General features: G+C 44.2%; 27 protein-coding genes and 2 pseudogenes. 10 read left to right on the top strand and 19 right to left on the bottom strand.

The window, feature by feature from the left end; all coding sequences use genetic code 11:
* Positions 1–110: 110 nt before the first annotated feature.
* The 3 genes from HT574_RS20165 (at position 111) to rnjA (ending at position 2,295) form a co-directional block, all read left to right on the top strand.
* Entirely contained in the window at positions 111–233 is a 123-nt protein-coding gene (locus HT574_RS20165) for a hypothetical protein (RefSeq protein ID WP_017434634.1), read from the top strand.
* A 182-nt stretch (positions 234–415) separates the two neighbouring features.
* Positions 416–625, top strand: coding sequence for a DNA-dependent RNA polymerase subunit epsilon (locus tag HT574_RS02285; protein WP_017434633.1), 210 nt, complete (start codon positions 416–418; stop codon positions 623–625).
* Between the two features lie 2 nt (positions 626–627).
* Positions 628–2,295: a ribonuclease J1 gene (gene rnjA / locus HT574_RS02280; protein ID WP_175243330.1), complete on the top strand. Its 1,668-nt coding sequence runs from the start codon at positions 628–630 to the stop codon at positions 2,293–2,295.
* Between the two features lie 34 nt (positions 2,296–2,329).
* Here the strand turns inward: rnjA and HT574_RS02275 are convergent, their stop codons facing one another.
* From HT574_RS02275 to HT574_RS02245, 7 genes are all read right to left on the bottom strand, one after another.
* Positions 2,330–2,995, bottom strand: a complete 666-nt coding sequence (locus HT574_RS02275) for a potassium channel family protein (protein ID WP_309138265.1) — start codon at positions 2,993–2,995, stop codon at positions 2,330–2,332.
* Positions 2,996–3,109: 114 nt separating this feature from the next.
* On the bottom strand, positions 3,110–3,565 hold the full coding sequence (locus HT574_RS02270) for a TlpA family protein disulfide reductase (protein WP_175243328.1): 456 nt from the start codon (positions 3,563–3,565) through the stop codon (positions 3,110–3,112).
* Between the two features lie 262 nt (positions 3,566–3,827).
* Entirely contained in the window at positions 3,828–4,379 is a 552-nt protein-coding gene (locus HT574_RS02265) for a peroxiredoxin (protein WP_175243327.1), read from the bottom strand.
* Positions 4,380–4,704: 325 nt separating this feature from the next.
* Positions 4,705–4,947: a YkuS family protein gene (locus HT574_RS02260; RefSeq protein ID WP_017434628.1), complete on the bottom strand. Its 243-nt coding sequence runs from the start codon at positions 4,945–4,947 to the stop codon at positions 4,705–4,707.
* Between the two features lie 55 nt (positions 4,948–5,002).
* Positions 5,003–6,136 (bottom strand): N-acetyldiaminopimelate deacetylase, encoded by a 1,134-nt coding sequence (locus tag HT574_RS02255; RefSeq protein WP_175243326.1) that lies wholly within the window; start codon positions 6,134–6,136, stop codon positions 5,003–5,005.
* Between the two features lie 64 nt (positions 6,137–6,200).
* Positions 6,201–6,911 carry a 2,3,4,5-tetrahydropyridine-2,6-dicarboxylate N-acetyltransferase gene (gene dapD, locus HT574_RS02250; protein ID WP_017434626.1) on the bottom strand — a complete coding sequence of 237 codons (711 nt, stop codon included), beginning with the start codon at positions 6,909–6,911 and terminating at the stop codon, positions 6,201–6,203.
* 73 nt (positions 6,912–6,984) lie between these two features.
* On the bottom strand, positions 6,985–7,857 hold the full coding sequence (locus tag HT574_RS02245; RefSeq protein ID WP_375154079.1) for a transcriptional regulator CcpC: 873 nt from the start codon (positions 7,855–7,857) through the stop codon (positions 6,985–6,987).
* A gap of 117 nt (positions 7,858–7,974) precedes the next feature.
* Between HT574_RS02245 and HT574_RS02240 the strand changes: the two genes are divergently transcribed.
* Positions 7,975–8,718 (top strand): sulfite exporter TauE/SafE family protein, encoded by a 744-nt coding sequence (locus tag HT574_RS02240; RefSeq protein WP_175243325.1) that lies wholly within the window; start codon positions 7,975–7,977, stop codon positions 8,716–8,718.
* On the opposite strand, the gene cbpB is transcribed toward HT574_RS02240, so the two are convergent.
* Entirely contained in the window at positions 8,693–9,151 is a 459-nt protein-coding gene (cbpB, locus tag HT574_RS02235) for a cyclic-di-AMP-binding protein CbpB (protein ID WP_175243324.1), read from the bottom strand. The two genes, HT574_RS02240 and cbpB, sit on opposite strands and share 26 nt — an antisense overlap.
* 116 nt (positions 9,152–9,267) lie before the next feature.
* Positions 9,268–9,462: an antirepressor AbbA gene (gene abbA / locus HT574_RS02230; protein WP_175243323.1), complete on the bottom strand. Its 195-nt coding sequence runs from the start codon at positions 9,460–9,462 to the stop codon at positions 9,268–9,270.
* A 350-nt stretch (positions 9,463–9,812) separates the two neighbouring features.
* Between abbA and HT574_RS02225 the strand changes: the two genes are divergently transcribed.
* Both HT574_RS02225 and HT574_RS19730 read left to right on the top strand, forming a co-directional pair.
* On the top strand, positions 9,813–10,586 hold the full coding sequence (locus tag HT574_RS02225; RefSeq protein WP_175243322.1) for a DUF2935 domain-containing protein: 774 nt from the start codon (positions 9,813–9,815) through the stop codon (positions 10,584–10,586).
* 69 nt (positions 10,587–10,655) lie between these two features.
* Positions 10,656–11,058: pseudogene (locus HT574_RS19730) on the top strand (transposase); the annotation flags it as partial.
* Between the two features lie 193 nt (positions 11,059–11,251).
* Here HT574_RS19730 and HT574_RS20310 read toward each other — a convergent pair.
* From HT574_RS20310 to fadH, 4 genes and pseudogenes are all read right to left on the bottom strand, one after another.
* A pseudogene (locus tag HT574_RS20310) lies at positions 11,252–12,426 on the bottom strand (IS1634 family transposase); the annotation flags it as partial.
* Positions 12,427–12,668: 242 nt separating this feature from the next.
* The gene (locus HT574_RS02210) at positions 12,669–12,902 is read right to left on the bottom strand and encodes a hypothetical protein (RefSeq protein WP_175243320.1); all 234 of its coding nucleotides are present in this window, start codon (positions 12,900–12,902) and stop codon (positions 12,669–12,671) included.
* Between the two features lie 53 nt (positions 12,903–12,955).
* Entirely contained in the window at positions 12,956–14,173 is a 1,218-nt protein-coding gene (locus HT574_RS02205; RefSeq protein WP_175243319.1) for an EAL domain-containing protein, read from the bottom strand.
* A 335-nt stretch (positions 14,174–14,508) separates the two neighbouring features.
* Positions 14,509–15,273 (bottom strand): 2,4-dienoyl-CoA reductase, encoded by a 765-nt coding sequence (fadH, locus tag HT574_RS02200; RefSeq protein WP_175243318.1) that lies wholly within the window; start codon positions 15,271–15,273, stop codon positions 14,509–14,511.
* A gap of 147 nt (positions 15,274–15,420) precedes the next feature.
* Between fadH and HT574_RS02195 the strand changes: the two genes are divergently transcribed.
* Positions 15,421–16,296 (top strand): metallophosphoesterase, encoded by an 876-nt coding sequence (locus HT574_RS02195; protein WP_175243317.1) that lies wholly within the window; start codon positions 15,421–15,423, stop codon positions 16,294–16,296.
* A 147-nt stretch (positions 16,297–16,443) separates the two neighbouring features.
* Positions 16,444–16,878 carry a YkyB family protein gene (locus HT574_RS02190; RefSeq protein ID WP_175243316.1) on the top strand — a complete coding sequence of 145 codons (435 nt, stop codon included), beginning with the start codon at positions 16,444–16,446 and terminating at the stop codon, positions 16,876–16,878.
* A gap of 43 nt (positions 16,879–16,921) precedes the next feature.
* Here HT574_RS02190 and HT574_RS02185 read toward each other — a convergent pair whose 3' ends face one another.
* The 6 genes from HT574_RS02185 to corA form a co-directional block, all read right to left on the bottom strand.
* Positions 16,922–17,323, bottom strand: a complete 402-nt coding sequence (locus tag HT574_RS02185) for a GGDEF domain-containing protein (protein ID WP_175243315.1) — start codon at positions 17,321–17,323, stop codon at positions 16,922–16,924.
* An 11-nt stretch (positions 17,324–17,334) separates the two neighbouring features.
* On the bottom strand, positions 17,335–17,532 hold the full coding sequence (locus HT574_RS02180; RefSeq protein WP_175243314.1) for a hypothetical protein: 198 nt from the start codon (positions 17,530–17,532) through the stop codon (positions 17,335–17,337).
* Between the two features lie 140 nt (positions 17,533–17,672).
* Complete coding sequence (locus tag HT574_RS02175; protein WP_175243313.1) at positions 17,673–18,578, bottom strand: chemotaxis protein; 906 nt, start codon at positions 18,576–18,578, stop codon at positions 17,673–17,675.
* Positions 18,579–18,733: 155 nt separating this feature from the next.
* The gene (locus HT574_RS02170; RefSeq protein ID WP_175243312.1) at positions 18,734–19,384 is read right to left on the bottom strand and encodes a glycoside hydrolase domain-containing protein; all 651 of its coding nucleotides are present in this window, start codon (positions 19,382–19,384) and stop codon (positions 18,734–18,736) included.
* Between the two features lie 81 nt (positions 19,385–19,465).
* Positions 19,466–20,020, bottom strand: a complete 555-nt coding sequence (locus tag HT574_RS02165) for a TIGR00725 family protein (protein WP_175243311.1) — start codon at positions 20,018–20,020, stop codon at positions 19,466–19,468.
* A gap of 66 nt (positions 20,021–20,086) precedes the next feature.
* Positions 20,087–21,067: a magnesium/cobalt transporter CorA gene (gene corA / locus HT574_RS02160; RefSeq protein ID WP_017434610.1), complete on the bottom strand. Its 981-nt coding sequence runs from the start codon at positions 21,065–21,067 to the stop codon at positions 20,087–20,089.
* 205 nt (positions 21,068–21,272) lie between these two features.
* Here corA and HT574_RS02155 point away from each other — a divergent pair, with 205 nt between their 5' ends.
* Positions 21,273–21,500, top strand: coding sequence for an IDEAL domain-containing protein (locus tag HT574_RS02155; RefSeq protein ID WP_175243768.1), 228 nt, complete (start codon positions 21,273–21,275; stop codon positions 21,498–21,500).
* Positions 21,501–21,679: 179 nt separating this feature from the next.
* A complete protein-coding gene (locus HT574_RS02150; RefSeq protein WP_175243310.1) occupies positions 21,680–22,837 on the top strand; it encodes an aminotransferase A in 1,158 nt (385 codons plus the stop codon).
* Positions 22,838–22,854 lie beyond the last annotated feature (17 nt).

Below are 22,854 nucleotides of genomic sequence, written 5' to 3'. Positions count from 1 at the left end.
CTCGTTCCACTTTTATCCATGAAAAACAAGCCTTTGTTCACATATAATATAATATAGAAGAAGGACATTTACTTTCACCAAGAAATGAGTACAATAGGAAGTAAGGAGTGATGAAAAATGTTGAAAAAGCTGAAAAAGAAGCTGCTTCAACAATGGAAAGATCTGCTCCGGAAAAAATCGATCGCCTAACCTTTATGATAACAGCCCTTCCCCTAAGAAGGGCTTCTTTCTAAAAAGCGAATGAAAACATAAAAATTCGTCAAAGATGTTACATATCATATTTTTCCCCTATCCTTTCTTTTTCCCATTTTCTTTATCCTATATAATATAGTGAAAAAAAACATGAAAACCATCCTTACTTTATATATAATAAAAAGGTTAAAGGAATAATCGTTCAATAAGGAGAGATTTTAGAATGATTTTTAAAGTGTTTTACCAAGAAAACCCTGATGAAGTGCCTGTGAGAGAAAAAACAAAAACGCTCTATATTGAAGCGGAGTCGGAACGGGAAGTACGCCAAAAACTGCGCGGTCGTACGATGAATATCGAATATATTCAGCCGTTGGAGGGAGCCCACCTAGAATATGAAAAGAAAAATCCTGATTTTAAAGTATTGGAGATTTGAATATGAAATTTTTAAATGATCAACAAGTCGGTGTATTTGCCCTCGGCGGATTAGGTGAAATCGGGAAAAATACATATGGCGTACAATTTCAAGATGAAATTATTGTCATTGACGCGGGAATTAAATTTCCTGAAGATGAACTGCTCGGAATTGACTACGTCATTCCTGATTACACGTATTTAGTAAAAAACGCAGAGAAAGTAAAGGGACTGTTTATTACTCACGGGCATGAAGACCATATTGGCGGAATTCCATACTTGCTTAAACAAGTGAATATTCCAATTTACGGCGGAAAATTAGCGCTCGGGCTAATCCGCAACAAACTTGAAGAACACGGGCTCCTCAGACAAGCGAAACTTATTGAAGTTCGCGAAGATGATATCATTCGCTTTCATAAAACAGCGGTGACATTTTTCCGGACGACGCACAGCATTCCTGACAGCTATGGAATTGTCGTCAAAACTCCGGTTGGCCAAATTGTTCATACAGGAGACTTTAAGTTTGACTTTACCCCGGTCGGCGAACCGGCCAACTTAACGAAGATGGCGGAAATAGGGAAAGAAGGGGTCCTTTGTCTGCTTTCTGACAGCACCAATAGTGAAATTCCGCATTTTACCATGTCGGAACGCCGCGTTGGGGAAAGCATTCATGATATTTTCCGGAAAGTGCAAGGACGCATTATTTTTGCTACCTTTGCCTCTAACATTCATCGGTTGCAGCAAGTAACGGAAGCAGCCGTAATGAATAATCGCAAAATTGCTGTATTCGGAAGAAGCATGGAGGCTGCGATTGAAATCGGACAAGAACTCGGTTACATTAGATGTCCTAAAGATACTTTTGTCGACGCAAACGAAATTAATCGCCTTCCTGCCAATCGTGTGACGATTTTGTGTACCGGCAGCCAAGGAGAACCAATGGCCGCACTGTCTCGCATCGCCAATGGCACCCATCGCCAAATCCAAATTATGCCTGGCGATACAGTTGTCTTCTCTTCTTCGCCAATTCCGGGCAATACGGTAAGCGTCAATCGAACGATTAACATGCTGTACCGCGCCGGGGCCGAAGTCATCCATGGGCCGCTGAACGATATTCATACCTCCGGACACGGCGGGCAAGAAGAGCAAAAGTTAATGATCCGTTTAATGAAACCGAAATATTTTATGCCGATTCACGGCGAATATCGCATGCAAAAAATGCATGCCAAGCTTGCAGTCGATTGCGGAGTGCCGGAAGAAAACTGCTTCATTATGGATAACGGCGAAGTGCTTGGGCTAAGCAAAAATGACGCACGCATCGTCGGCAAAATTCCATCCGGCTCCGTTTACATTGATGGCAGCGGAGTCGGCGATATCGGGAATATCGTCTTGCGCGACCGCCGCATTCTATCGGAAGAAGGCCTTGTCATCGTCGTTGTCAGCATTAACATGAAAGAGTTCAAAATCGCAGCCGGTCCGGATATTATTTCGCGTGGATTCGTGTATATGCGCGAATCGAGCGATTTAATTAATGAAGCGCAGTCCCTCATTACGAAACATCTTGAAAAAGTGCTTGAGCGCAAAACGAATCAATGGTCGGAAATTAAAAACGAAATTACGGAAACCCTTGCGCCATTCCTATATGAAAAAACAAAACGGAGACCGATGATTTTACCAATTATTATGGAAATATAAATAAAACAGCTGTTCCTAAACCGGAACAGCTGTTTTATTTGCTTACTACTTTTTCTTCAAAACGGTCGATGTCTTCATCGGCGCCGATGACCACTAAAACATCGCCTTTGCGGATAATTTCGGATGCTAACGGCGACACGATCACATTTGTACCGCGCCGGATCGCAACAATGTTGATTCCATAGCGTGCGCGAATATCGAGTTCTAGCAGCGAATGTCCATCTAAGCGCTCACTGGCGACGATTTCCACAATGCTATGCTTATCCGAGAGCTCCAGATAGTCAAGAACATTGTTGGAAATCAAGTTATAGGCAATTCTCTCTCCCATGTCCCGCTCTGGATGGACAATTTGATCGGCGCCAATCTTCTTCAGCACTTTTTCATGGTAGTCATTTGTCGCTTTTACGGTAATATGCTGCACGCCTAACTCTTTTAAAATCAATGTCGTTAAAATGCTCGCTTGAATATTATCGCCAATTGCCACAATAACATGATCGAAATTGCGGATGCCTAAACTTTTCAACACGTTTTCATCGGTCGAATCTCCTACTACTGCATGAGAAACAATCGAAGCAAACTCATTGACGCGATCTTCGTCAACATCGATGGCCAGCACTTCCATTCCTTGCTCGCTTAACGTGCGGCAAATGCTTCCGCCAAAACGGCCGAGGCCAATGACAGCAAATTGTTTTTTTTTCACACTCATTCCTCCACTATCCACTGTCGCTGTTTCTATATTTTCCCTATTTATTTTAGCAAAAACAAAAGAGGAACGAAAACATCGTTTTTTCGTTCCTCTCGCCTTTCTTTATTGCTACTGTGCCTTTTCTGTTTCTTCCAATACACGGTTTACTCTTTTTTCCAGCATTTTCATGCCGCTTCCGCCTGCTTGAAAATGACGCAGTTTGCCTTCCGCATCAAATACGTAGTAAGCAGGCACATATTGGTTTCCAAAGGCATCGGTAATTTTATGTTCGTTATCCACTAAAATCGGCTGCGTAATGCCATGTTCTTCAGCAACTTTTTTGACCAATTCGATATCTAAGTCTTTCTCTGAACGCGGCATGTGAACGGCGACGACGTTCAGCTTATCTTTATAGCGGTCGCGGAACTCGTTTACTTGCGGCATCGCTTCTTTGCAAAGATGGCAGCTTACCGACCAAAAGTGGATTAATGTTGGTTTTTCTCCAATCAATTGTTCTCTTGTTACTTCGCCGTTGAGCGTTGCCGTAGCACCTGTTAATTCCGGCATTGGTTCACGCAGTTTCATGTTCATCCCTCCCTTCAGAACCTCCACACGACTAAGCCGGTGGGCTCTGACGTACTAAAGAGTTTTTCCTACACCTGCTTGCAAGCACTCACTCTTGTTCGGCCAAACTTTCATAGGCAAACACCTCACTGGTGTTTAGCGCCCTGTCGACTCGGTTCAAAAACCCTTTTCCATTTCATCCCAAAACTCTAGTCAAAGGCTCATGGCTATATACTTTTGTAAAGAAAGGTCTAACGTCATGTTAGACCTTTCTTCTTTTTCCTTATTCCACTTTCAATGTTGCTTGGCCTGGTTTCCAGTTTGCTGGGCAAAGGCCTCCGGTTTGTAGCGCTTGAAGCACGCGCAATACTTCATCGACATCGCGGCCGATGTTATTATGATGAACGACAGCGTATTTTAATTCGCCTTCCGGATCGATGATAAATAAGCCGCGAAGCGCAACGCCTTCTTCTTCAATAAGAACACCATAATCGCGGGCAACTTGATGAGTAGGGTCTGCTGCTAACGGATATTTAATTTCGCCGATGCCGTTTTCTTCGCGAGGCACTTTCATCCATGCTTTATGCGAATATACAGAGTCTGTCGAAACGCCGATCACAACGGCATCTAAATCTTCAAATTCATCGAAGCGGTCAGAAATCGCGGTGATTTCTGTCGGGCATACGAACGTGAAATCCATTGGATAGAAGAAGAGCACAGTCCATTTGCCGTTTTTCATGTTTTCTTCAAGGCTGACACGTCCGAATTCGCCGTTTGGCAATACTGCTTGCATCTCGAAACGAGGTGCTTGTTTTCCTACCATGCGTTCTGCCATATGTACCCCTCCATTTTCTTTATTTGATGGTGTTTTCGTTAATACCACTCATTATATTGACAAATACTATTATAATGATATTGATAATTTTAGTCAATATTAAATGATAATTAATTTAAAAAGAAAGTTATTTTTTATTACCTTATGCTCCATGCTTTGTATATGGATTCCATTTTTGCGATGCTTATATCCCTCTTTCCCTCAACCGCTTTACTTTTAGTATAGTATCCTCAACTGGTAAAACAAAATCATTTGCTCGTTGGAACGGGCTGCATTCTCATTATTCACAAAAAACGGGCTGTTGATGCGGACAGCCCGTCAACGATTAACGCAATTTTTCTTCAACTTTTTGGCAAATTTCTTCTGCTGTCAGACCGCTTGCTTCGATAACAGGACCGGCAGTCATCGCATTTTGAATCCCCATTACATTGGCATCTTGGCCTGTAATCACGCAACAGTCGCAGCCTTTGGCATCATTTTCCCCGCGAAGCGGAATGATTTCATGTCCTCTCGCTTTTAACGCTTCTTGCACATCCGTCAGCGAGTGTTCTACCCCAATTTTCGCCATCGCACTCCACCTCCTCATATACATAATGTGCCTTAATGAAGGTGGAACTATACCATTAACCGTTGTTTCCTTTCCACGAAATATACGATGTCAAAAAGTCAATGGCCCGATCGATCGCCGCTTCATTTGGCGCCATTTTGGCATGATGAAGCCCATAAGGGCAATCGACACCAAGCCAAAACATAAACCCCGGAATTTCAGCAAGCATATAGCCAAAATCTTCGCCCGTCATTGCTTCTTTGCAGCGGACTATCTGCATTTCCGGATAACTTTCGGCAAACCGGATAAACTCGCTCGTTAACTGCGGATCGTTATATACTTGATGGTACATCGCACCATAGTCAATTTCCGCTTCGCATTGATACGCAAGTTGGATGCCGCTTACCATCGCTTCGATCCGCTCTTTCACTTTTTTCATCGCGGCGGCCGACAAGGTGCGGATCGTTCCTTCTAAACGAGCCTGCCCGGCAATCGCATTTTGCACCGTCCCGCCGGAAATTTTGCCGATGGTAATCACCGCGCTGTCAAGCGGATCGACATTGCGGGCAACGATAGACTGAAGCTGCATGACAAGAGCGCAGGCAGCAACAACCATATCGTTCGCTAGGTGCGGAAACGCGGCATGTCCGCCTTTCCCTTTTAAATCAATAAATAGTTCCGATGTATTAGCAAACAGCAAACCTTCTTTCGTCGCAACCGTGCCGACCGGATATTCCGGAGCGATATGCAGCGCGATAATCATATCCGGCTTCCACGCTTGCATGATGTCGCTTTCTAGCATCGGTTTTGCCCCGCCCGGCCCTTCCTCTGCCGGCTGGAAAATAAATAATAGGTCGTCTTTGATTGGGTGGTTTGCGAAATAGGTGAGCACTCCGAGGGCGATGCTCATATGCATATCATGTCCGCACGCATGCATATTTCCTTCGTGCTCCGAACTGTATGGCAACCCCGTTTCTTCTTTAATCGGCAGGCCGTCGATATCGGTGCGGTAGCCGATCATTTTTCGCGGCGCTGTTCCTTTTACTTTCACAAAAATCCCGGTTTTCCACGTTTGAATTTCCAACCGTTCCTGCGGCAACGTATGAATATAGCGCAATAAATATTGCTGCGTCTTAAATTCTTGAAACCCCAGCTCCGGAATTTTATGCAGATCGCGGCGAATCGCAACAAAAGGACTAATCAATGACATACTATCCCCTCCATTTGCAAAAAGAGCTGCCCAAAGATGGGACAGCTTTCGTGTTTGGCTATGTTTATAACTGGCGAAGTTCTTGTTTAATTTCTGTTTTTGCTCTTGTTTTTTCATCAATTTGCTTAATCACGCGCGCCGGCACACCAGCCACCACCGTATACGGAGGCACATCTTCCACTACAACAGCACCTGCTGCAACAACGGCGCCCTTGCCGACCGTAACCCCCTCTAAAATAACGGCGTTCGCTCCAATCACTACATCATCTTCAACGATCACTGGTTTAGCGGAAGGCGGCTCAATCACGCCTGCTAAGACAGCGCCGGCGCCAACATGGCAGTTCTTTCCGACCGTTGCGCGGCCGCCGAGCACTGCGTTCATATCAATCATCGTCCCCTCACCGACGACGGCGCCGATGTTAATGACCGCCCCCATCATAATAACCGCATTATCGCCAATTTCGACTTGATCACGGATAATTGCGCCCGGCTCGATGCGCGCTTTTACTCCTTTCAAATCAAGAAGCGGAATCGCGGAATTGCGGCGGTCGTTTTCAATGACATAATCCTCGATCTTGTCTTTATTGGCTTCCAACGCCGCTTGAATTTCTTGCCATTCCCCAAAAACAACGCCAGTATTCCCTGTAATAAACGTTTTCGCGCTTGCGCCAAAATCGATTCCTTCCAGGTTCCCTTTTATGTATACTTTAACAGGGGTGGATTTTTTGCTGTTTTGAATAAACGAAATGATTTCATTTGCATCCATCATCTTCATGGGCCACATCCTCCTTTACATCTGTATTCTTTTTTACTTTAGCAAAACAGAGATAATGGTGACAAGCATAAATTCATGAAACAAAATTTTGCAGCACCTTCTGGAAGGCTTGTACTTGCGGAAGCTGCCATGCTGCTTCCGAGCTTATAAGCCATGTATCTCTCGTCATCCATTCGCCATGCTTATCTTTTAGCGCAATCATATGAACAAGATGTTGCTCTCGGTCATCTAAAGCAATTTCCGGTAAAATGGCATAGCCAACTCCATGATAAGCAAGCTGTTTGCATGTTTCGATTTGATCGACGATGACCGTTCGCGGCGGAAGGGCTTGAAATTGCTCATGCCACCATTGTTGAATGTGCAGCGAATACGTCGAGTCGCTTTTAAATTGAATAAACGGCCGGTCGGTATGGGGCAACTGCTCTAGAGATTGAATTTCTTGGTCTACTAAATATAACTGATCCGTAAATAAACGTGTCGCAATCCCGCTCCAATTTGGTTTTCCGCGAACAATTCCGAGTTGAAACCGATTTTCATACATGCCGCTTAAGACTTCGCTTGTCCATCCCGTTGTCAACGACACATTTACATTTGGGTATAACATCATAAACGTTTTTAAAACTGTGGGAAGCCAATGCTGCGCAACAATGGAAACAACCGCTAATGTTAATGTTCCACTTATTTGTCCGGCCAGTTGTTCGATCTCTTCTTTTACTTTGTTCGTTTTCTGCACTATTTCTTTTGCAAGCTGGACAATTTTTTCTCCCTCTGGTGTTAACAGTAAACCTCTCTGAGACCGGATAAATATTTTCACATTCCAGCTGGCTTCTATCGCCTGTAGTCGCTGGGACAATGCGGATTGAGTAACATAGAGCCGGGCTGCCGCTTTCCTCATATTTAATTCTTCCGCCAAAACGGTAAGCATTTCATACTCCGAAATATTCAAGCTATCACCCTTTTGATAAGTTTTCCTTATCATTTCCGTCCATTTTTTTAAAATTTTCTTATTGTTATAAAATGAATACAATAGCTGTAGAACGTTTGGAGAAAGGGGGTGCCCTGCATGGACTGGGTACTGTTTGTCCTTGTTGGATTTGCGACTTCGTTCGTTGGTACATTAGCTGGCGGCGGTGGCCTTATTGGCATGCCTGTTTTGCTTATGATTGGTGTCCCTATCCATCAGGCCATTGCCGCCGCCAAGTTTTCCAATACAATCAGTTCGTTTTCCAGCTTCTTCGTCCTATTTCGCCAGCAAAGCATTCGTTGGAAACAGTTGTTGCTGATCATCCCTATTAGCCTTGGTGGAGGAGCAACAGGAGGAGTCATCGCCTCGTTGTTGTCTGAACGAACGATGACCATCATCGCCATTATTTTGTTAATGTTTGCACCATGCCTGCAAGTTTTCAAAAAACAGCCTGAGCATGCGGCAGCGGCTCCTTCTCTCCCTAAAACCTTATATCCTATTCTTTACGGCATTAGCGTCTATGACGGAATGTTCGGCCCAGGCCAAGCAACAATGCTCATGTATGCTTATTTGCGCACCGGCATGGATTACCTATCTGCCATCGCGTTTACAAGATTTCAAACTTTTATTAGCTGCTTTGGAGCACTGACATCCTACTTATACAACGGTCATATCAACTGGCATATCGCTCCCTTCTTAGCGATTGGATCATTCATCGGTGCACAATTATCGGTACGAGTGGCGCAAAAACTGAAGCAAAAACAGCTGCAATTTTTATTGCACACCATTACCTTTCTGCTTATCGTTCAGCTTATTTTTAATATGATTTATGGTAATCATTAAGCTTTCGCAGCTGTTTATTCAATCGTTTAAGTATTTCTCGCCTTGTAAAAATCCCTTCAAAATAGCCGTCTTTATTTTCTACACAAACAAACGGATGGTTGACAATCAGTCCAATTCCTTTAACGATGTCATCATCCAATAAAAGACGCGGAATATCCTTATTCATCACTTCCTCGACTTTCATTGTTTCCAGCCTCTCAAATTCAATGCGTTCCAATCCTAAAATCGCATCCATGATCATTGTCATGCTGATTAATCCATGAAGTTTATAGGAAGTGTCCAATACAGGAATAGCGGAGTAACCGGTTTTGGTTAATACTAATAACGCGTGGTCTAAATAGTTCCCAAGTTGGACGTGCGCTACTTTATCCGAAGGAATAAGAAACTGCGCCACCGTCATCTTGGCAAATTCTTTGTTTTCCAAAACTGTCATACCTGTCTTCCGCCTTTCTCTTTTTAGCGTTTCCCCTCTTCAGTTTATCATATTTTATTGCCTTCCATAAAAAAATACTATCGCTTGCCAACGGAACGATAGTATTATTTAAAATTCTATGTTTCCTGCAGAAGACGGTCATATAAACGCAAAAGCTGTTGATATCGCTTTACATCCACTTGCTTATCCCCATTTTCAATGTCAGCAATCTCACAGCGAACAAGCTCTAATGCATATTGTTGGGTAAACAAAAGATCCAAAAGCAAGCGCTGCTCTTCATGCGATAATGTTTCAAGCCCCAGCTTCCCCATTTTTCATTCCTCCTTTGCAAACTATATATATTCAGCACAAACGGAAAAAATTTATGAAAAAAACCCTTCCTTGCCTGCCCATAAAAGCTTTTATTGCCTACCGTCCAAGCGCATTTTATTCTATTTACCCACACCCGAGTTCGAGTTTGGATATTAGAGACTTGAGCCGTGTACAAGGAAACTCATACGCATGGTTCTTAGGAAAGGAACGGCTCCGAAAGGATCTTGCCTTACCCAACACCCCAATTTTTTTTGGCAACGAGGGTGTACCATTGTAAGATAACATGAGTATAAGCGGCAAATGTCTTACATATCATTAGATTAGTTATTAACAAGAATGAGGTGAGACAATGTCCTATACTGATCATTATGAAAGAGACATCTATGGGATAATAGCTTTCTGGGTACAAAACAATTTTGATCACGGTCGATTTTTCGATAGAGAAATAAGCCATTATGAACTGGAACTAGCCCGTACGAACCAGTATATAATTCAGCGTTTGGGTTCAATATGGGAAAAAGCAAAATCAAAAAAAACAGATGTTGGAATTTTGATTGATGAAGCTAAACATGCCACACGTGAATTTCACAGTTTACTCACCTATACAATGGATAAAGCTTTACGCTGTGAAGTCATTATTTCAACACCGCAATCACTTCTCGACCACATGATACGGGAAGCAGAAGAAACTATATCAGTCTTTAAATTAATACAAAGTGGTAAACAAGTTTCACCTGCGGACGCAACCCTGCATGAAAACTATTTTTGGTTGAGGCAGATGGCTGATCATCTTCGCTTTATAAGCCACTATTTAGATCCATCAAATTATGAACTTCATGATAGAGTAAGAGAAATGACAAAAAAATTTGATAACCTTTTTCTCCAAGCAAATGCACTAACAACAATGATACGCCGTCCACGTAATGAGGTATTACCGGTTTTACACAGCTTTAACCAAATGGTTATTAAAGAAGCTAAAGCTCTCGAAGCATTTAAATTGGAATTAGACGATCTAATCAAACAATGTGCTGCTGTTACAACTTCACCGCCAGATTTATTAGAACATATTGCCAGGGAAGCGCATCACTTATGGAGAAACTTGGAGGAGCAGGTTATATTATAATGCATAGCTGAGTTTAAATTCGTATGCATAAGATAAGAAAATAAAAAATATTAGCGGAGGAAGGTTTCTATGTTTAGAACAAATACATCTAGAAAATTCCAACCAGAAGTGGTTAACATAGAAGACCTTGTTCCCAAGATCACTTGTTTAGAAAAATAAATGAAACCATCGATTTTTCGTTTATCGCGGAAAAGTGCCGTCCATTGTATTGCGAAGACAATGGTCGTCCTTGCATCGACCCAGTCATGTTGTTCAAGATATTACTAATTGTTATTTATACGGAATTCGCTCGGAAAGACGCCTCATTGAGGAAATCCGGGTGAACATCGCCTATCGTTGATTTGTTGGACTTTCTCTGACTGATCCGGTGCCTCATCACTCCATCTTCAGCCAAAACCGCCGGCGGCGGTTTCAACAGTCTGAGATTTACCAAGAGATCTTCGATGAAATTGTCCTTCAAGCCATTCCCCGAGTTCGACAGTGACTAGGCAAATAAATCGCCTCCCAGTCCTTGATGCAGAAGGGCTGAGAGGCGATTAGCATACTTGTGGCGTGTATCTAGGAGCAAGGATGAATGCCTAGGATCTTCGGGGGAGGCTCCAGCCCTAGAGCCACAAAGGTTTGCCCTTGTTTGGCGATCAGTTCTGTCCGCCGATAAAGGTCCCCGTATTTCGAAGAAATTTGCTATCATACTTTTCGGCTTCACGGACCGCCTGTTCCAGCTCCTCTTTCAATGACTCGAGCAGCTTCTTCCGTTCCTTCCGTTGACGCTCGGCTTCGCTGGGATTGTACGCGATGACATAGCGCTGACGCGCTTCTCCGCCCCCCACGATAATTTCCTTGATGTGCAAATTCTCCCGAACTTGATGATAGCCGCCCGCGCCGGCTCATCACCTCTTTGGCGGCAGCCTTTCCGGACCGGATTTTTTCCCCCACGATATAATGCCCACCGGCTTGTTGTAAGATCCGCAAATTTTCTTCAGACGAAAATCCCCGGTCCATGACGCTGATCACACGCCCGAGCTTCCGGCCAATTAAATCGTTTTTCACTTGTTTGATGACCGTCATGTCCATCATATTCCCTGGCCATACCCAAGCCCGAATCGGGATTCCTTCCCGTGTCATGGCGAGTCCGATGACAATTTGCAAAAGATCCGGGCGCTTATCCCTTGAAAATCCCTGCTTTCGAAAGCTCTCCTCTTCCGGCGCTTCGGACGGGTCGACTTCGAAATAGGAAGAGGTCGTATCAAAATAAAGCAGATCGACTTCTAGATTCAATAAATCGGCAACGGCGTGGAATACTTGACGCTCCAATTCCGATTGCACGGTCAATAATTCATCCATCGCCCGATAAAGCTGGTGGCTGGCCACCTGAGGAAGGTTCGGGATGTGCACTTCTTTCTCGACCCAATCCTCCATCGCCAATTTACTCGACGGATGAAGGGCTCGATTCGCGACCATCGCGAAAATGAGCCGTTCCAACGGAATTTGGTGATGACGGGAAGCGAACAAGGTTTTCAGAATGTCATCGAGTCCTAACTGTCTCCATAGCTGGTCAAGAAGTCAAACGCCGCCAAGGCGTTTGCATGATTGAAATCGAAATTCGGAAGCTTCTCCTGCCAACTCCCGCGCTTCCCAAACCTGCTCAGGAGAAAGGAACCGCGAGATGCTTTGGCCAGACGCTCCAGACGGCGCGATCCGCTTCGTCTTCACGCCCAAACGAATAAATCACCTTCGCTTTTGCATATTTGGCCTTCGGATCCCATTCGTTGTGAGCAAGCTGGAGATAAGCGACCGTTGTTCCATCTTTGTTTTTGCGTGTGACTCTCCGTATGTACATGCCTATATATAATAAATATTCCTTTATTTTAAAAAGGGTAAAGAGAAAAACGTGTGCCTATGGAATTCAGTGTTTTTCCCAGGTTGACAACCCCAAAATCCTTGATATAACGGGATTTCTGAACTTTTTATTTGCCTAAAACGGTCCTCAAATTGTCGAACTCGGACCACACATGGCTGTTTATATGACGATAAAGCAAAAAAAAGAGCACTCCTTAATAGGACTGCTCCATTGCTTATTGCTTACCAGTAGCGCAACGCCAAATAAAAAATAACAACCGCGGCCAGCAAAGCCGCCAGCAAATACGCTAAGAAAATAGGGTTGCGCAAATAGGCATGCTCCTGCACCGCCTTTGGGATCGGAGCATCGAGTTCTTCCTGCCATTTTTGCTGGCGACCAAGACGATACGTGAAGACAAATGCAATAACGGCAATAAGAACGACAAGGATGGACAATACAAATATCAGCTGTGCCATTGTTTCTTCACCTCATGCTTACTTTGCCACGAGGAAAAGATTTTATACCATCTTTAATAATGGGCGTCATGTTCGAATAAATAATTATACGATAAATCAATAAACAAGTAGTGCTCACCGTCAATCGGGTACGAATACGTGCGGATCGTTTCCCCGGTTTCGATGTCGGCGTACAGATCGGATAAAATTCCGCGTTTGCGCGAGCGCATGCGAATAATATTTTCTAAAAAATACGGACGCCAGCTCCAATTTTTCATATAATATTGCGGCTCAAGCTCCCAGCGGCCGTTACGCTTAAACATATTGGCAGACTGTTGGAAGCCATCCTCGTCGCAAACATAAATGCGGAAACAAACATCATTCAGCTCATTCGCTAAAAGCGAAATCAGCTCATTAAAATCCGTGACTTTCTTATATTTGGCCAAAAGCGCCGTCAGCCGCTGCTGAAACTGTTCGGAAATATGATAAAGCGTTTCTAGCTTTTTCTTTTCCTGTTGAATAAAATGATGGCATTCCTGACGCAGACGTTCCTTTAACATATCGCGCGGCACTAACTCTGGAGAAGGTTTCGCCAAATAGTACCCTTGGTAATAACGTCCGCCGTTTCGCCACGCGTATTGCAATTGAAAAGATGTTTCGATATCTTCGTATAAAAGTGTGGCGCCGATTTTGCGGGCTAGCAGCGAAATAGAATATAGAACGTCTTGATATGCTTGATGAACGGAAGTCTTCCGCAATTGACGCAAATCAATTTTCAAAATATCTGGCGACAGCACGCCGATTCTTTCTAAGTTGCTGCTATGTTCTCCGATGTTGTCTACCGCGATTTTTACTCCATACGTACGGATATAGGTCAATAAATGGCTTAACTGATCTAAATCACCCTTAAAATGCTGCTCATTAATTTCGAGTACAATGCGTTCTAACGACAATCCTCTTGTTTCATATTGAAGAAGCAGCTGCAAAAACGAATCGGCGCGGTCAAGCATCAATAAATTCGCATCGCGGTTTAAAAAAATGAGCGGTGTATAATCGTCGAGGGAAAGAAAATAATCGAGCGCTTTTTTGGTTACCACTTCATCTACTTCTAAACGGAATTCTTCCGGTATTGTATCATCGTGGAAAAACGGACCTAAACTGACAACCCCTGTTTCAGACTGATATCTTCCTAATACTTCATAGCCAATGACACAATGTTCATCGGCGCTAAAAATAGCCTGATAGTATGGAAAAACTTGCTGCAAATTTGCCATTACGTCTAACGCATCCACCCTGCTCACCTCTTTTGCATACACCCTCTTTGTTTTAATTATATCATACGTCCACCCCCCATAACTGCATCGTTAAGGCTGTCCTGTCTAAAAAATGTTTGCATGAAATAAACATTCGTCCATGCTGTCGAAACAAAAAGCGGTTCCCTGCCGTTAGGAAACCGCTTATCCATGTGAACTACCCGCCACCTGCGCTTCGCTTAGAGGGGGGGGGTTCAAGAGGCTTGTATGTTATCGCCGAACGATAAGCAACATACAAGAATCCTTTACGCTTCACTTTCACTGGTGTTATCGCACCTTCACGTTTAAAAGTGGGAGACTTCTTTCGTGATATGTTAAAACGGGCGCCGATTGAGCCATTGTCCTCCGTCCATCGTAATACATTCCCCATTGATATAAGCCGCGTCATCCGAGAGCAGAAAAGCGGCGAGAGCAGCGACTTCTTCCGGTGTGCCAAGTCGTCCTAACGGAACGCTTTCAATCGTCAACCTTTCCGCTTCCTCTGATTCCCACAGCTTCTCTGCTCCTCCCGTCCGCTCAATCGGCCCAGGGGCAATCGCATTGACGCGGAATCCGTATTTTTTTCCCCATTCGACAGCGAGCGTTCTTGTCATCGCCAATACTCCCGCTTTCGCACTTGCAGAATGAATCACCCCTGCGCCGGCGTGCCAGGCATATGTAGCAACAATGTTGATGATCGAACCTTTTTGGCCGCGTTGAATCCAATAGTTCCCGACCTCGCGGCTGCAATAAAATGTACCGTTTAATACGATATTGATGACGCTATTCCAGCCATTAATCGATAGCTTTTCCGCCGGACAAATAAAATTGCCCGCCGCGTTGTTAATGAGTGCATCAATTTTGCCAAATTCCGCATCCGTCCGTTTAACCATTTCCGCCACTAATTCCGGGTCGCGCACATCCATTTGTATCGGCAACACTTTTCCGTTGGACGATTCAATCTCTTTTTTCGCTTCCTCAAGCGCTTCCAGCCGTCTTCCGGTAATGACGACGTTGGCGCCGTCCGCCGCAAATCGCTTTGCCATATACTTCCCCATCCCGCTCGAACCGCCGGTTACAATAATGACTTTTCCGTTCATATTTCTCCTCCTTCACAAATGACTGATGATTCATTCATTTCTATCTTACTACGAGAATAAAGAATTTTCTAACATTATTTTTATCCTATTGTTCTTTTCTTTAATTTTCCGCTATAATAAAACTAATTGTGAAAGGACGGCATGATAATGGAACATTTGGAAACTGCAAAAATGAACCGGCGCACATTTTTAAAAAAAATGGTTCTTACCGGCCTTGGCGGAATATTGACATCATCATTCGGCTACGGTTACGCCCGTTTCATTGAGCCAGCTCAATTAACCGTTACCCATCATATTATTTCCCACCCGCTGATCCCAAAAGAGTTTACCGGGACAAAACTGTTGCAATTTAGCGATGTTCATTTAGGCCATTATTACGGATTACAACGCTTTCGCCATACGATCGCAAAAATAAACGAATTACAGCCCGATATCGTATTGTTTACCGGCGATTTGCTGCATGAACCAAACAAGTATCCGCACATTGATGCGGTTGCCGACGCACTTTCCCACATTCGCGCTCCACTTGGGAAATTTAGCATTTACGGAAACCATGACCACGGTGGATATGGAACCGATATATATCGCCATATTATGGAGAAAGCTGGATTTCGCATGCTTGTCAATGAGCACGTTCTCATTCGGCGGCAGCATGGGCGGTTCATCGCCATCGCCGGCAGTGATGATATGATGCTTGGTAGGCCAAACTTCGCGAAGATGGTTGAGTCGATTCCTGATTCCACTTATACGATTTTGCTGCTGCACGAGCCGGACGGCGCCATACAGACAAACCACTATCCCGTTCATTTGCAACTATCCGGGCACAGCCACGGCGGGCAAGTCCAGCTTCCGTTTATTGGTCCGCTAATTACGCCGCCGCTGTCGGAAAAATATTATGAAGGATTTTACCGTATTCGCCATTTAACGCTATATGTAAACCGCGGGCTCGGAACGACAAGGGTGCCGCTCCGCTTTTTGTCGCCGCCGGAACTGACTGTTTTTACATTGCAGCATCGTGCATAAAGGCAAAATATGGCATCATTAGGGAACTTTTTCATTAGGTTCAGCAGACGTATTCTCCTTCTTTTTGACATCCAAAAAAGCCGTTTTGCAAACATATGTTCATTTTGTATAATAAAAAATAAAATAATTAAAAAAGGAGATATGCTGATGAGACCGTTGGAACTGACGGTGGACAACATTGCAAAAGCGATTTTTATCGTCAATCGTCATGCCAAAACGGCATTAAATCCTTCTTTTCTTTACCTTTTGAAGAAAAAAGCGATTGAAAAGCTGCTGCAGGAAGGAAAAGCGAAAAAAATCGGCCTTCATTTTTCCCGCAACCCAAAATATAGCCAACAGCAGTCCGACGTTCTTGTTTCCGTCGGCGACTACTATTTTCATATTCCCCCAACAAAAAAAGACTTCGCCACCCTTCCGCATCTTGGAACATTAAACGATTCTTACCGAAATCCTGTCACAAGAATGCCCCTGTCCCAGGCGAAGGCGCTGCTGCAAGCCTATACCGGGATCAGCGAAACTCCTCCGAAACGAAAACAGCCGCAGCCAAGGCCGGTATTTAAACGGCTTGGAGAAAGCTACTAAAAACGGCTTCCGACTTTTGGAAGCCGTTTTCCCGTTTTGAAATTTAGCAGCGTTCATCTACAGGCTTAGCGACCGTTATGCAGTTTCCGCCTTGCTGCTTTGCGGCATATAGCGCTTGATCTGCCATCTCCAGCCAATATTCAAGCGGTTTGGAAGGATCATTGATTCCAACAATCCCGCCCGAGGACGTGCAGGAAATTTGCTGTTCGTCTGTTTGAATCAAATGCGCGCTTAAATCGTTCCGCAATCGCTCGATCACGCGTAAAGCATCTCTGGCCGTTGTTTTTGTCAATAAAACGATAAACTCTTCGCCGCCAAAGCGGACAACGGTGTCCCCTGTCCGCGTCTTCCGACAGAGAAAACGGGCAAATTCCTGCAGCACAATATCGCCACCAAGATGGCCAAAACGGTCATTCACTTTTTTAAAATGATCTAAATCGAGCATCGCTATGCAACTTAGTTCGTGAAACCGCTCCTCAAACTTTCATATGCTTTTTTTACCGTCCACTTTTGTTGCAGCTGCCCTTCCAATTCATTGAAAAGTTGATGTGCTTTTGCCTCGATATCATCCCGTCCAATAATAGTTGCTGTTCTTGCCGCGGAACGGAGGAAGCGGAGCAACTCCTCGCGGGCAACAATTTTTCTGCTTTCCACCGCTTTATCTGTTCCCGAATCCTGTTTATAAATTGCACCACATACTCATTCATTCGCTCTCCCCCTTATTTTTCTGCCAGACAGCGCTTCGGAACTTGGTAATCTGTAAGGAATAACGGTTCTTGTCTCTCTTAGCGGCATTATAAAACATAGCTGTCCATCATCTCGATCAGCTCGCCAATTTCCGGCTTGCTTACTTGAGCTGTTGCGCCGACTTTCATTCCCTTATGGCGAAGACCTTCTGTAATAAGGGAAGAGAAAATGATAACGGGGAGTTTCCTTAACCTTTCATCTTCTCGAATCCGTTTTGTAAAATGATGGCCATCCATTTGCGGCATTTCAATATCAGTAATGACAAGTTGCACTTCTTCGGCAATATCTTTTCCGTCTGCAACAACCGATTGCAAATAGCGAAGCGCTTCTGCTCCGTTTTCAAAAAACTCGACGCGTCCATAGCCAGCTTCCGACAATGTATCATGAAGCAGCTTCCGCAATAATGGAGAATCTTCGGCAACGATGATCCTTTTTTCTGAACGCTCCCGTTTCCCCAATTTTTTGACTTGCTGTACATTGACACCTAAATTCGGGTTCACATCCGCTATGATTTTTTCAAAATCCAAAAGCAAGAGCATTCGCCCTTCCAGTTTGACAATGCCGATCACTTGCCCTTCTAAACCTTGGTGCATTTGCGAAGGTTTTTCGATTTGCGTCCAGGAAATGCGGTAAATGCGCATGACGTTATGCACACGAAATACAATCTTTTGTTTATTGAATTCGGCAACGATAAATTTGTCATGCTCAGGATGGGCGGAAGCAGGAAAACAAAGCGCTTTGGCCAAATCGAAGACCGGCAGCACTTCCCCGCGAAGCTCAATAATCCCTTCCATATAAGGGTGGGAATGAGGAATTTTCGTAATTGGAAGAGGAGTCACAATTTCCTTTACTTTCATCACATTGATGGCGAAACGCTGATCACCAAGCAAAAACTCAATAATTTCTAATTCATTCGTCCCGCTTTCCAACAAAACAGGTGATTTTTCCGGCACTGAATCATACTTCCTCCCTATTTTTGATATAGTCAATACAACCTATAATCATTATAGCGTTGGAGGCATAAAATAAGAAATATTTTCTTCCCTGCGGCAGTCAGAAATAGCATGAAAAAATAGTTGCAGCGAAACAGCCACAACTATTCTGGAAATCAATATAAAAAATCAAGGAGGCGGCGGTCCACCAAATTGGTATCCACCGGACACGACTCGGCATCACGGCCGTATTGCCAAGCCCAGATGTTCGCACTGCAATTTAGGGAAGCCGGCTGATAGCGTGGCGCTTTCTGCTCTGTTGTCGTCCCCGGTCTTGGCGCTGCGCTCCAAATAATCGCCTGCACGGCCACTTGATTGTTTCTTTGTACCGCCTCACAATAAGCAGCCGCGAAATCCCCTTTCGTCGGATCGGCATAAAGCCCTGGCCGATACCCTGTCGGATGCAGCGTTTCCACCCAAGCGACAATCCATGATGCATCAACAGCAAAAAAATCTTCAATGTTCGCAAATATCACCTTATTTTTTGGAATGCCAAGGCGCCGCGCATGGAATACTGCGTTGCGCGCTGCCACTTGTCCGTTTGCATATCCAACCGCTTCACGGAACGCATTATAAATCGGCAGCACTTTGACTCCGTAATTTCGGAGGCGTGTAATTTCTTCTTTCGTCAAGCCATCGGAAACGTTCGGGACATCCGATAAATAACGCCCCCAAAATTTTGGGTAGCCAAGCTCGCTTCTGGCACATTGAAACAGCTGTTCCGTTACGGCTTGTGCCGAATCTACTCCCCAAATACCTTTAGCCATCAGCTTCCCCCTTTCTGACATTCTTTCTACCATACATATATATGAAACTGACGGCCTGTCTCATACAGCGGTTCCCGTTGATTAATCTCCGATTCGCCCCGTATTTTTCATCACATCGATTGGCTCTTCCATTCGCTGAAACGCCAGTTCTACCGCTTCCTTTGCCGAGCGACAAAAGGCGATTTCCACCGTACGACGCTCGTCTAGATAGCCGCCTTCATAGACAACCTCTTTTATTTTGGTCGCCCATCCCCCGGTCGTTTCGATAATCACTACTGGTTTTTTATTCATATATGCTGCCGATAACTCGCCCAACGTTCCGTTTCCGCCGCGAATCATAATAAGCGCATCGGCGGAATGAACAAGGATCAAGCTGCGGAAGTCAAAATAAAGGCCTGTTGTAATGGGAATGTCGATATAATCGTTCGCGACATCAACACGGTCTCCCACTAAAATGCCGACGACAAGCCCTCCTGCTTCTTTCGCTCCTTTCGATGCCGCCTCCATGACGCCACTTCCGCCGCCTGTTAATAAAACAGCGTTGCGCTTGGCAATTTCTGCTCCCACTTCCTCTGCAATATGTCGCACCTCGTCGGGAATATCCCCTGACTGCCCAATAACCGCAATCCGTTTCATTTTCCCTCTCCTTTATGTACTTTTCCTTTATATATACGCAAGAAGCACTGTCATCAGACGCTTCCATTACCGCCTATCTTTCATATCGTTTCCCTTATGAAACCGGAACCAGCCGTTCCGTTTAAACCAGAAAAACATCGAAAGTGCAATGAAGGCCATTACCCCGAGAACGGTAAAATAGCCGTATTTCCAATGTAGTTCTGGCATATAATCAAAATTCATTCCATAAATGCCGACAATAAACGTTAACGGCATAAAAATAGTCGTAATGACGGTTAATGTCATCATAATCGTATTCATTCTGTTTGAGTTTAACGACAAATAGCTATCGCGAATATCCGACGTAATCTCGCGGTTCGTCTCAATCATTTCCGACAGTTTCAATAAATGATCGTGAATATCGTGAAAATACAATTGCCGCTCTTTCATCCGCTGCAGGCGGTCGGAATGGATAATTCGATACAATAAATCGCGCATCGGTACAATCGTTCTACGCAGCTTCGATAAGTCGCTGCGAATATCAAACACTTTTTCAATAATTTCTTGAATCGTCTCATCATTCGTGTTCTCCTCTAATTCATTCAATACATCTTCAATATGGTAAATAGGTGGAAAATAGTCATCGACAAGTTTATCGATAATGCGGTACATGACATGAAAAGGGCCCTGCTGAAAGTCTTCCTCGTGTTGAATTCTCATCCATACTTCGTTTACAGCGTGAATCGATTGCTTATGAAATGAAACGATAAAATTTTGTCCGACAAACAAATCCACTTCCTCTGCTTCAAGAGAGTTTCCATCAATGGCATGCAACACAACAAACAAATACCGATCATAAAAATCGAGCTTTGGCCGCTGCACATACTCTAAACAGTCCTCAATCGCCAGCGGGTGGAAGTGAAAGAACTCGGCAAGCAGCTTTGCCTCGTCTTCTGTTGGTTCATGAAAATCCACCCAATACCAGGAAACATCGTCACTGTTTACATACGGAAGCGAAACATCATATATAACCTCAAAATCTTTTGTAATGACGCACGTTCGGATCATAAAAACCACCCTGTGCCCAAAATTTGCTTTCTTTACTTTATCATAACCGAAAAGCTGTTATATCCCAACTAAAAAAGGGTATATGTATGGTGTAAAGAAAAAAATGACAAAAAATATTTATCTAAATTTTCTTTACTTTTTAATCAAAAATGATGATAATATAAAAAAGGGAATTTATCGATTCCCAAACAGGGAGGAATCACATATGTATGAAAAACAGTATCCTCACGAAGGCGCTATTTTATTTAACCAACCGGAAGAAAAAAACAGCTATGGTCCGCTTGCCGAGAAAGTGTTAGCACAAGCAATCTTTCAGTTTCAAAAACAAAAGTTGATGGAAAAAATTGATGAAGCTCTTATCGCACGAAACAAGGCCCTCTTTCTCGAACTTTCCGCCCAATATAATGAGCTTCTAAAAAAATACGGTGCGTAATTAAAGGAGAGAAATATGTTGGAGTGTGAAACGTCAGAGTCGTATTGTCAAATAAGGTGAGTCCCTTTCTCGTCAAATGTTCTGACAAGAAACGAAGGGGACTCACTTTTATTTTTCCATTTTCAGCGGCAAACATGATAAAATGTGGACAGACGATCACAATGGAAGGATGACGATGAGTGGAACATTTGATTCATTCTCGCGTAAAAAATATAGAAATATCAGGGATTCGTAAATTTTTCAACATGGTGGCAGACCGTCCTGATTTAATTTCATTAACGATCGGACAGCCAGATTTTCCAACGCCGGAGCATGTCAAAGAAGCAGGGAAAGAAGCGATTGTCGCCAATTTTACCACTTACACCCATAATGCCGGTTTTCTTGACCTGCGGGAAGCAGCATGCCGTTTCGTTGCTGAAAAGTACGGATTATCGTATGAACCTGATGAGGTGATTGCCACCGTCGGAGCAAGCCAAGCGCTTGACATTACCTTCCGTACGATTTTGGAAGCAGGTACGGAAGTGATTTTGCCCGGACCCGTCTATCCGGGGTACGAACCGCTCATTCAACTGTGCGGGGCAAAACCCGTATATGTTGATACACGTGCCAATGGATTTCGCTTATCAGCGGAGTTAATCGCTCCTTACTTGAACGAGCGGACGCGCTGCATCATACTTCCATACCCTTCAAACCCGACGGGAGTCACTTTATCAGAACAAGCCCTGCGAGAAATTGCCGAACTAGTAAAGGGGCGGCCGATTTGGATTGTTTCCGATGAAATTTATAGTGAGCTTGTTTATGATGGCAGACATCATTCCATCGCTAAATGGCTGCACGACCAAACGATTGTGATCAATGGGTTGAGCAAATCGCACTCGATGACAGGCTGGCGCATCGGGTTCGCATTCGCACCCTCCTTTGTGATGAAACATATGATTAAAGTGCACCAATATAGCGTTTCCTGTACCTCTTCGGTGTCGCAAAAGGCGGCGCTGGCCGCTTTAACGGCAGGAAAAAATGATGCAGTGGCGATGCGCAACCAATATAAACAGCGGATGGAATATACGTACGACCGCCTTGTCCGCATGGGGCTTCAAGTGGAAAAGCCCGACGGCGCCTTTTACTTGTTTCCATCGATCGCTCCGTTCGGTCTATCCTCTTTTGATTTTGCCCTTGATGTGGTCCATAAAGCCGGCGTCGCACTCGTTCCCGGCAGTGCTTTTTCCAAATATGGCGAAGGATATGTGCGCCTTTCGTACGCGTATTCCTTTGATGTGCTGAAAGAAGCTCTCAACCGTTTAGAGCGATACATAAAGGAAAAACAGTGGGCGCGATAAACAAAAGCGCCCACTGT

The sequence above is a fragment of the Parageobacillus sp. VR-IP genome, assembly GCF_013357975.1.
Taxonomy (GTDB): Bacteria; Bacillota; Bacilli; order Bacillales; family Anoxybacillaceae; genus Saccharococcus; species Saccharococcus caldoxylosilyticus.
The sequence above is the reverse complement of the archived record's forward strand: the minus strand, read 5'-3'. Positions and strand labels throughout refer to the sequence as shown.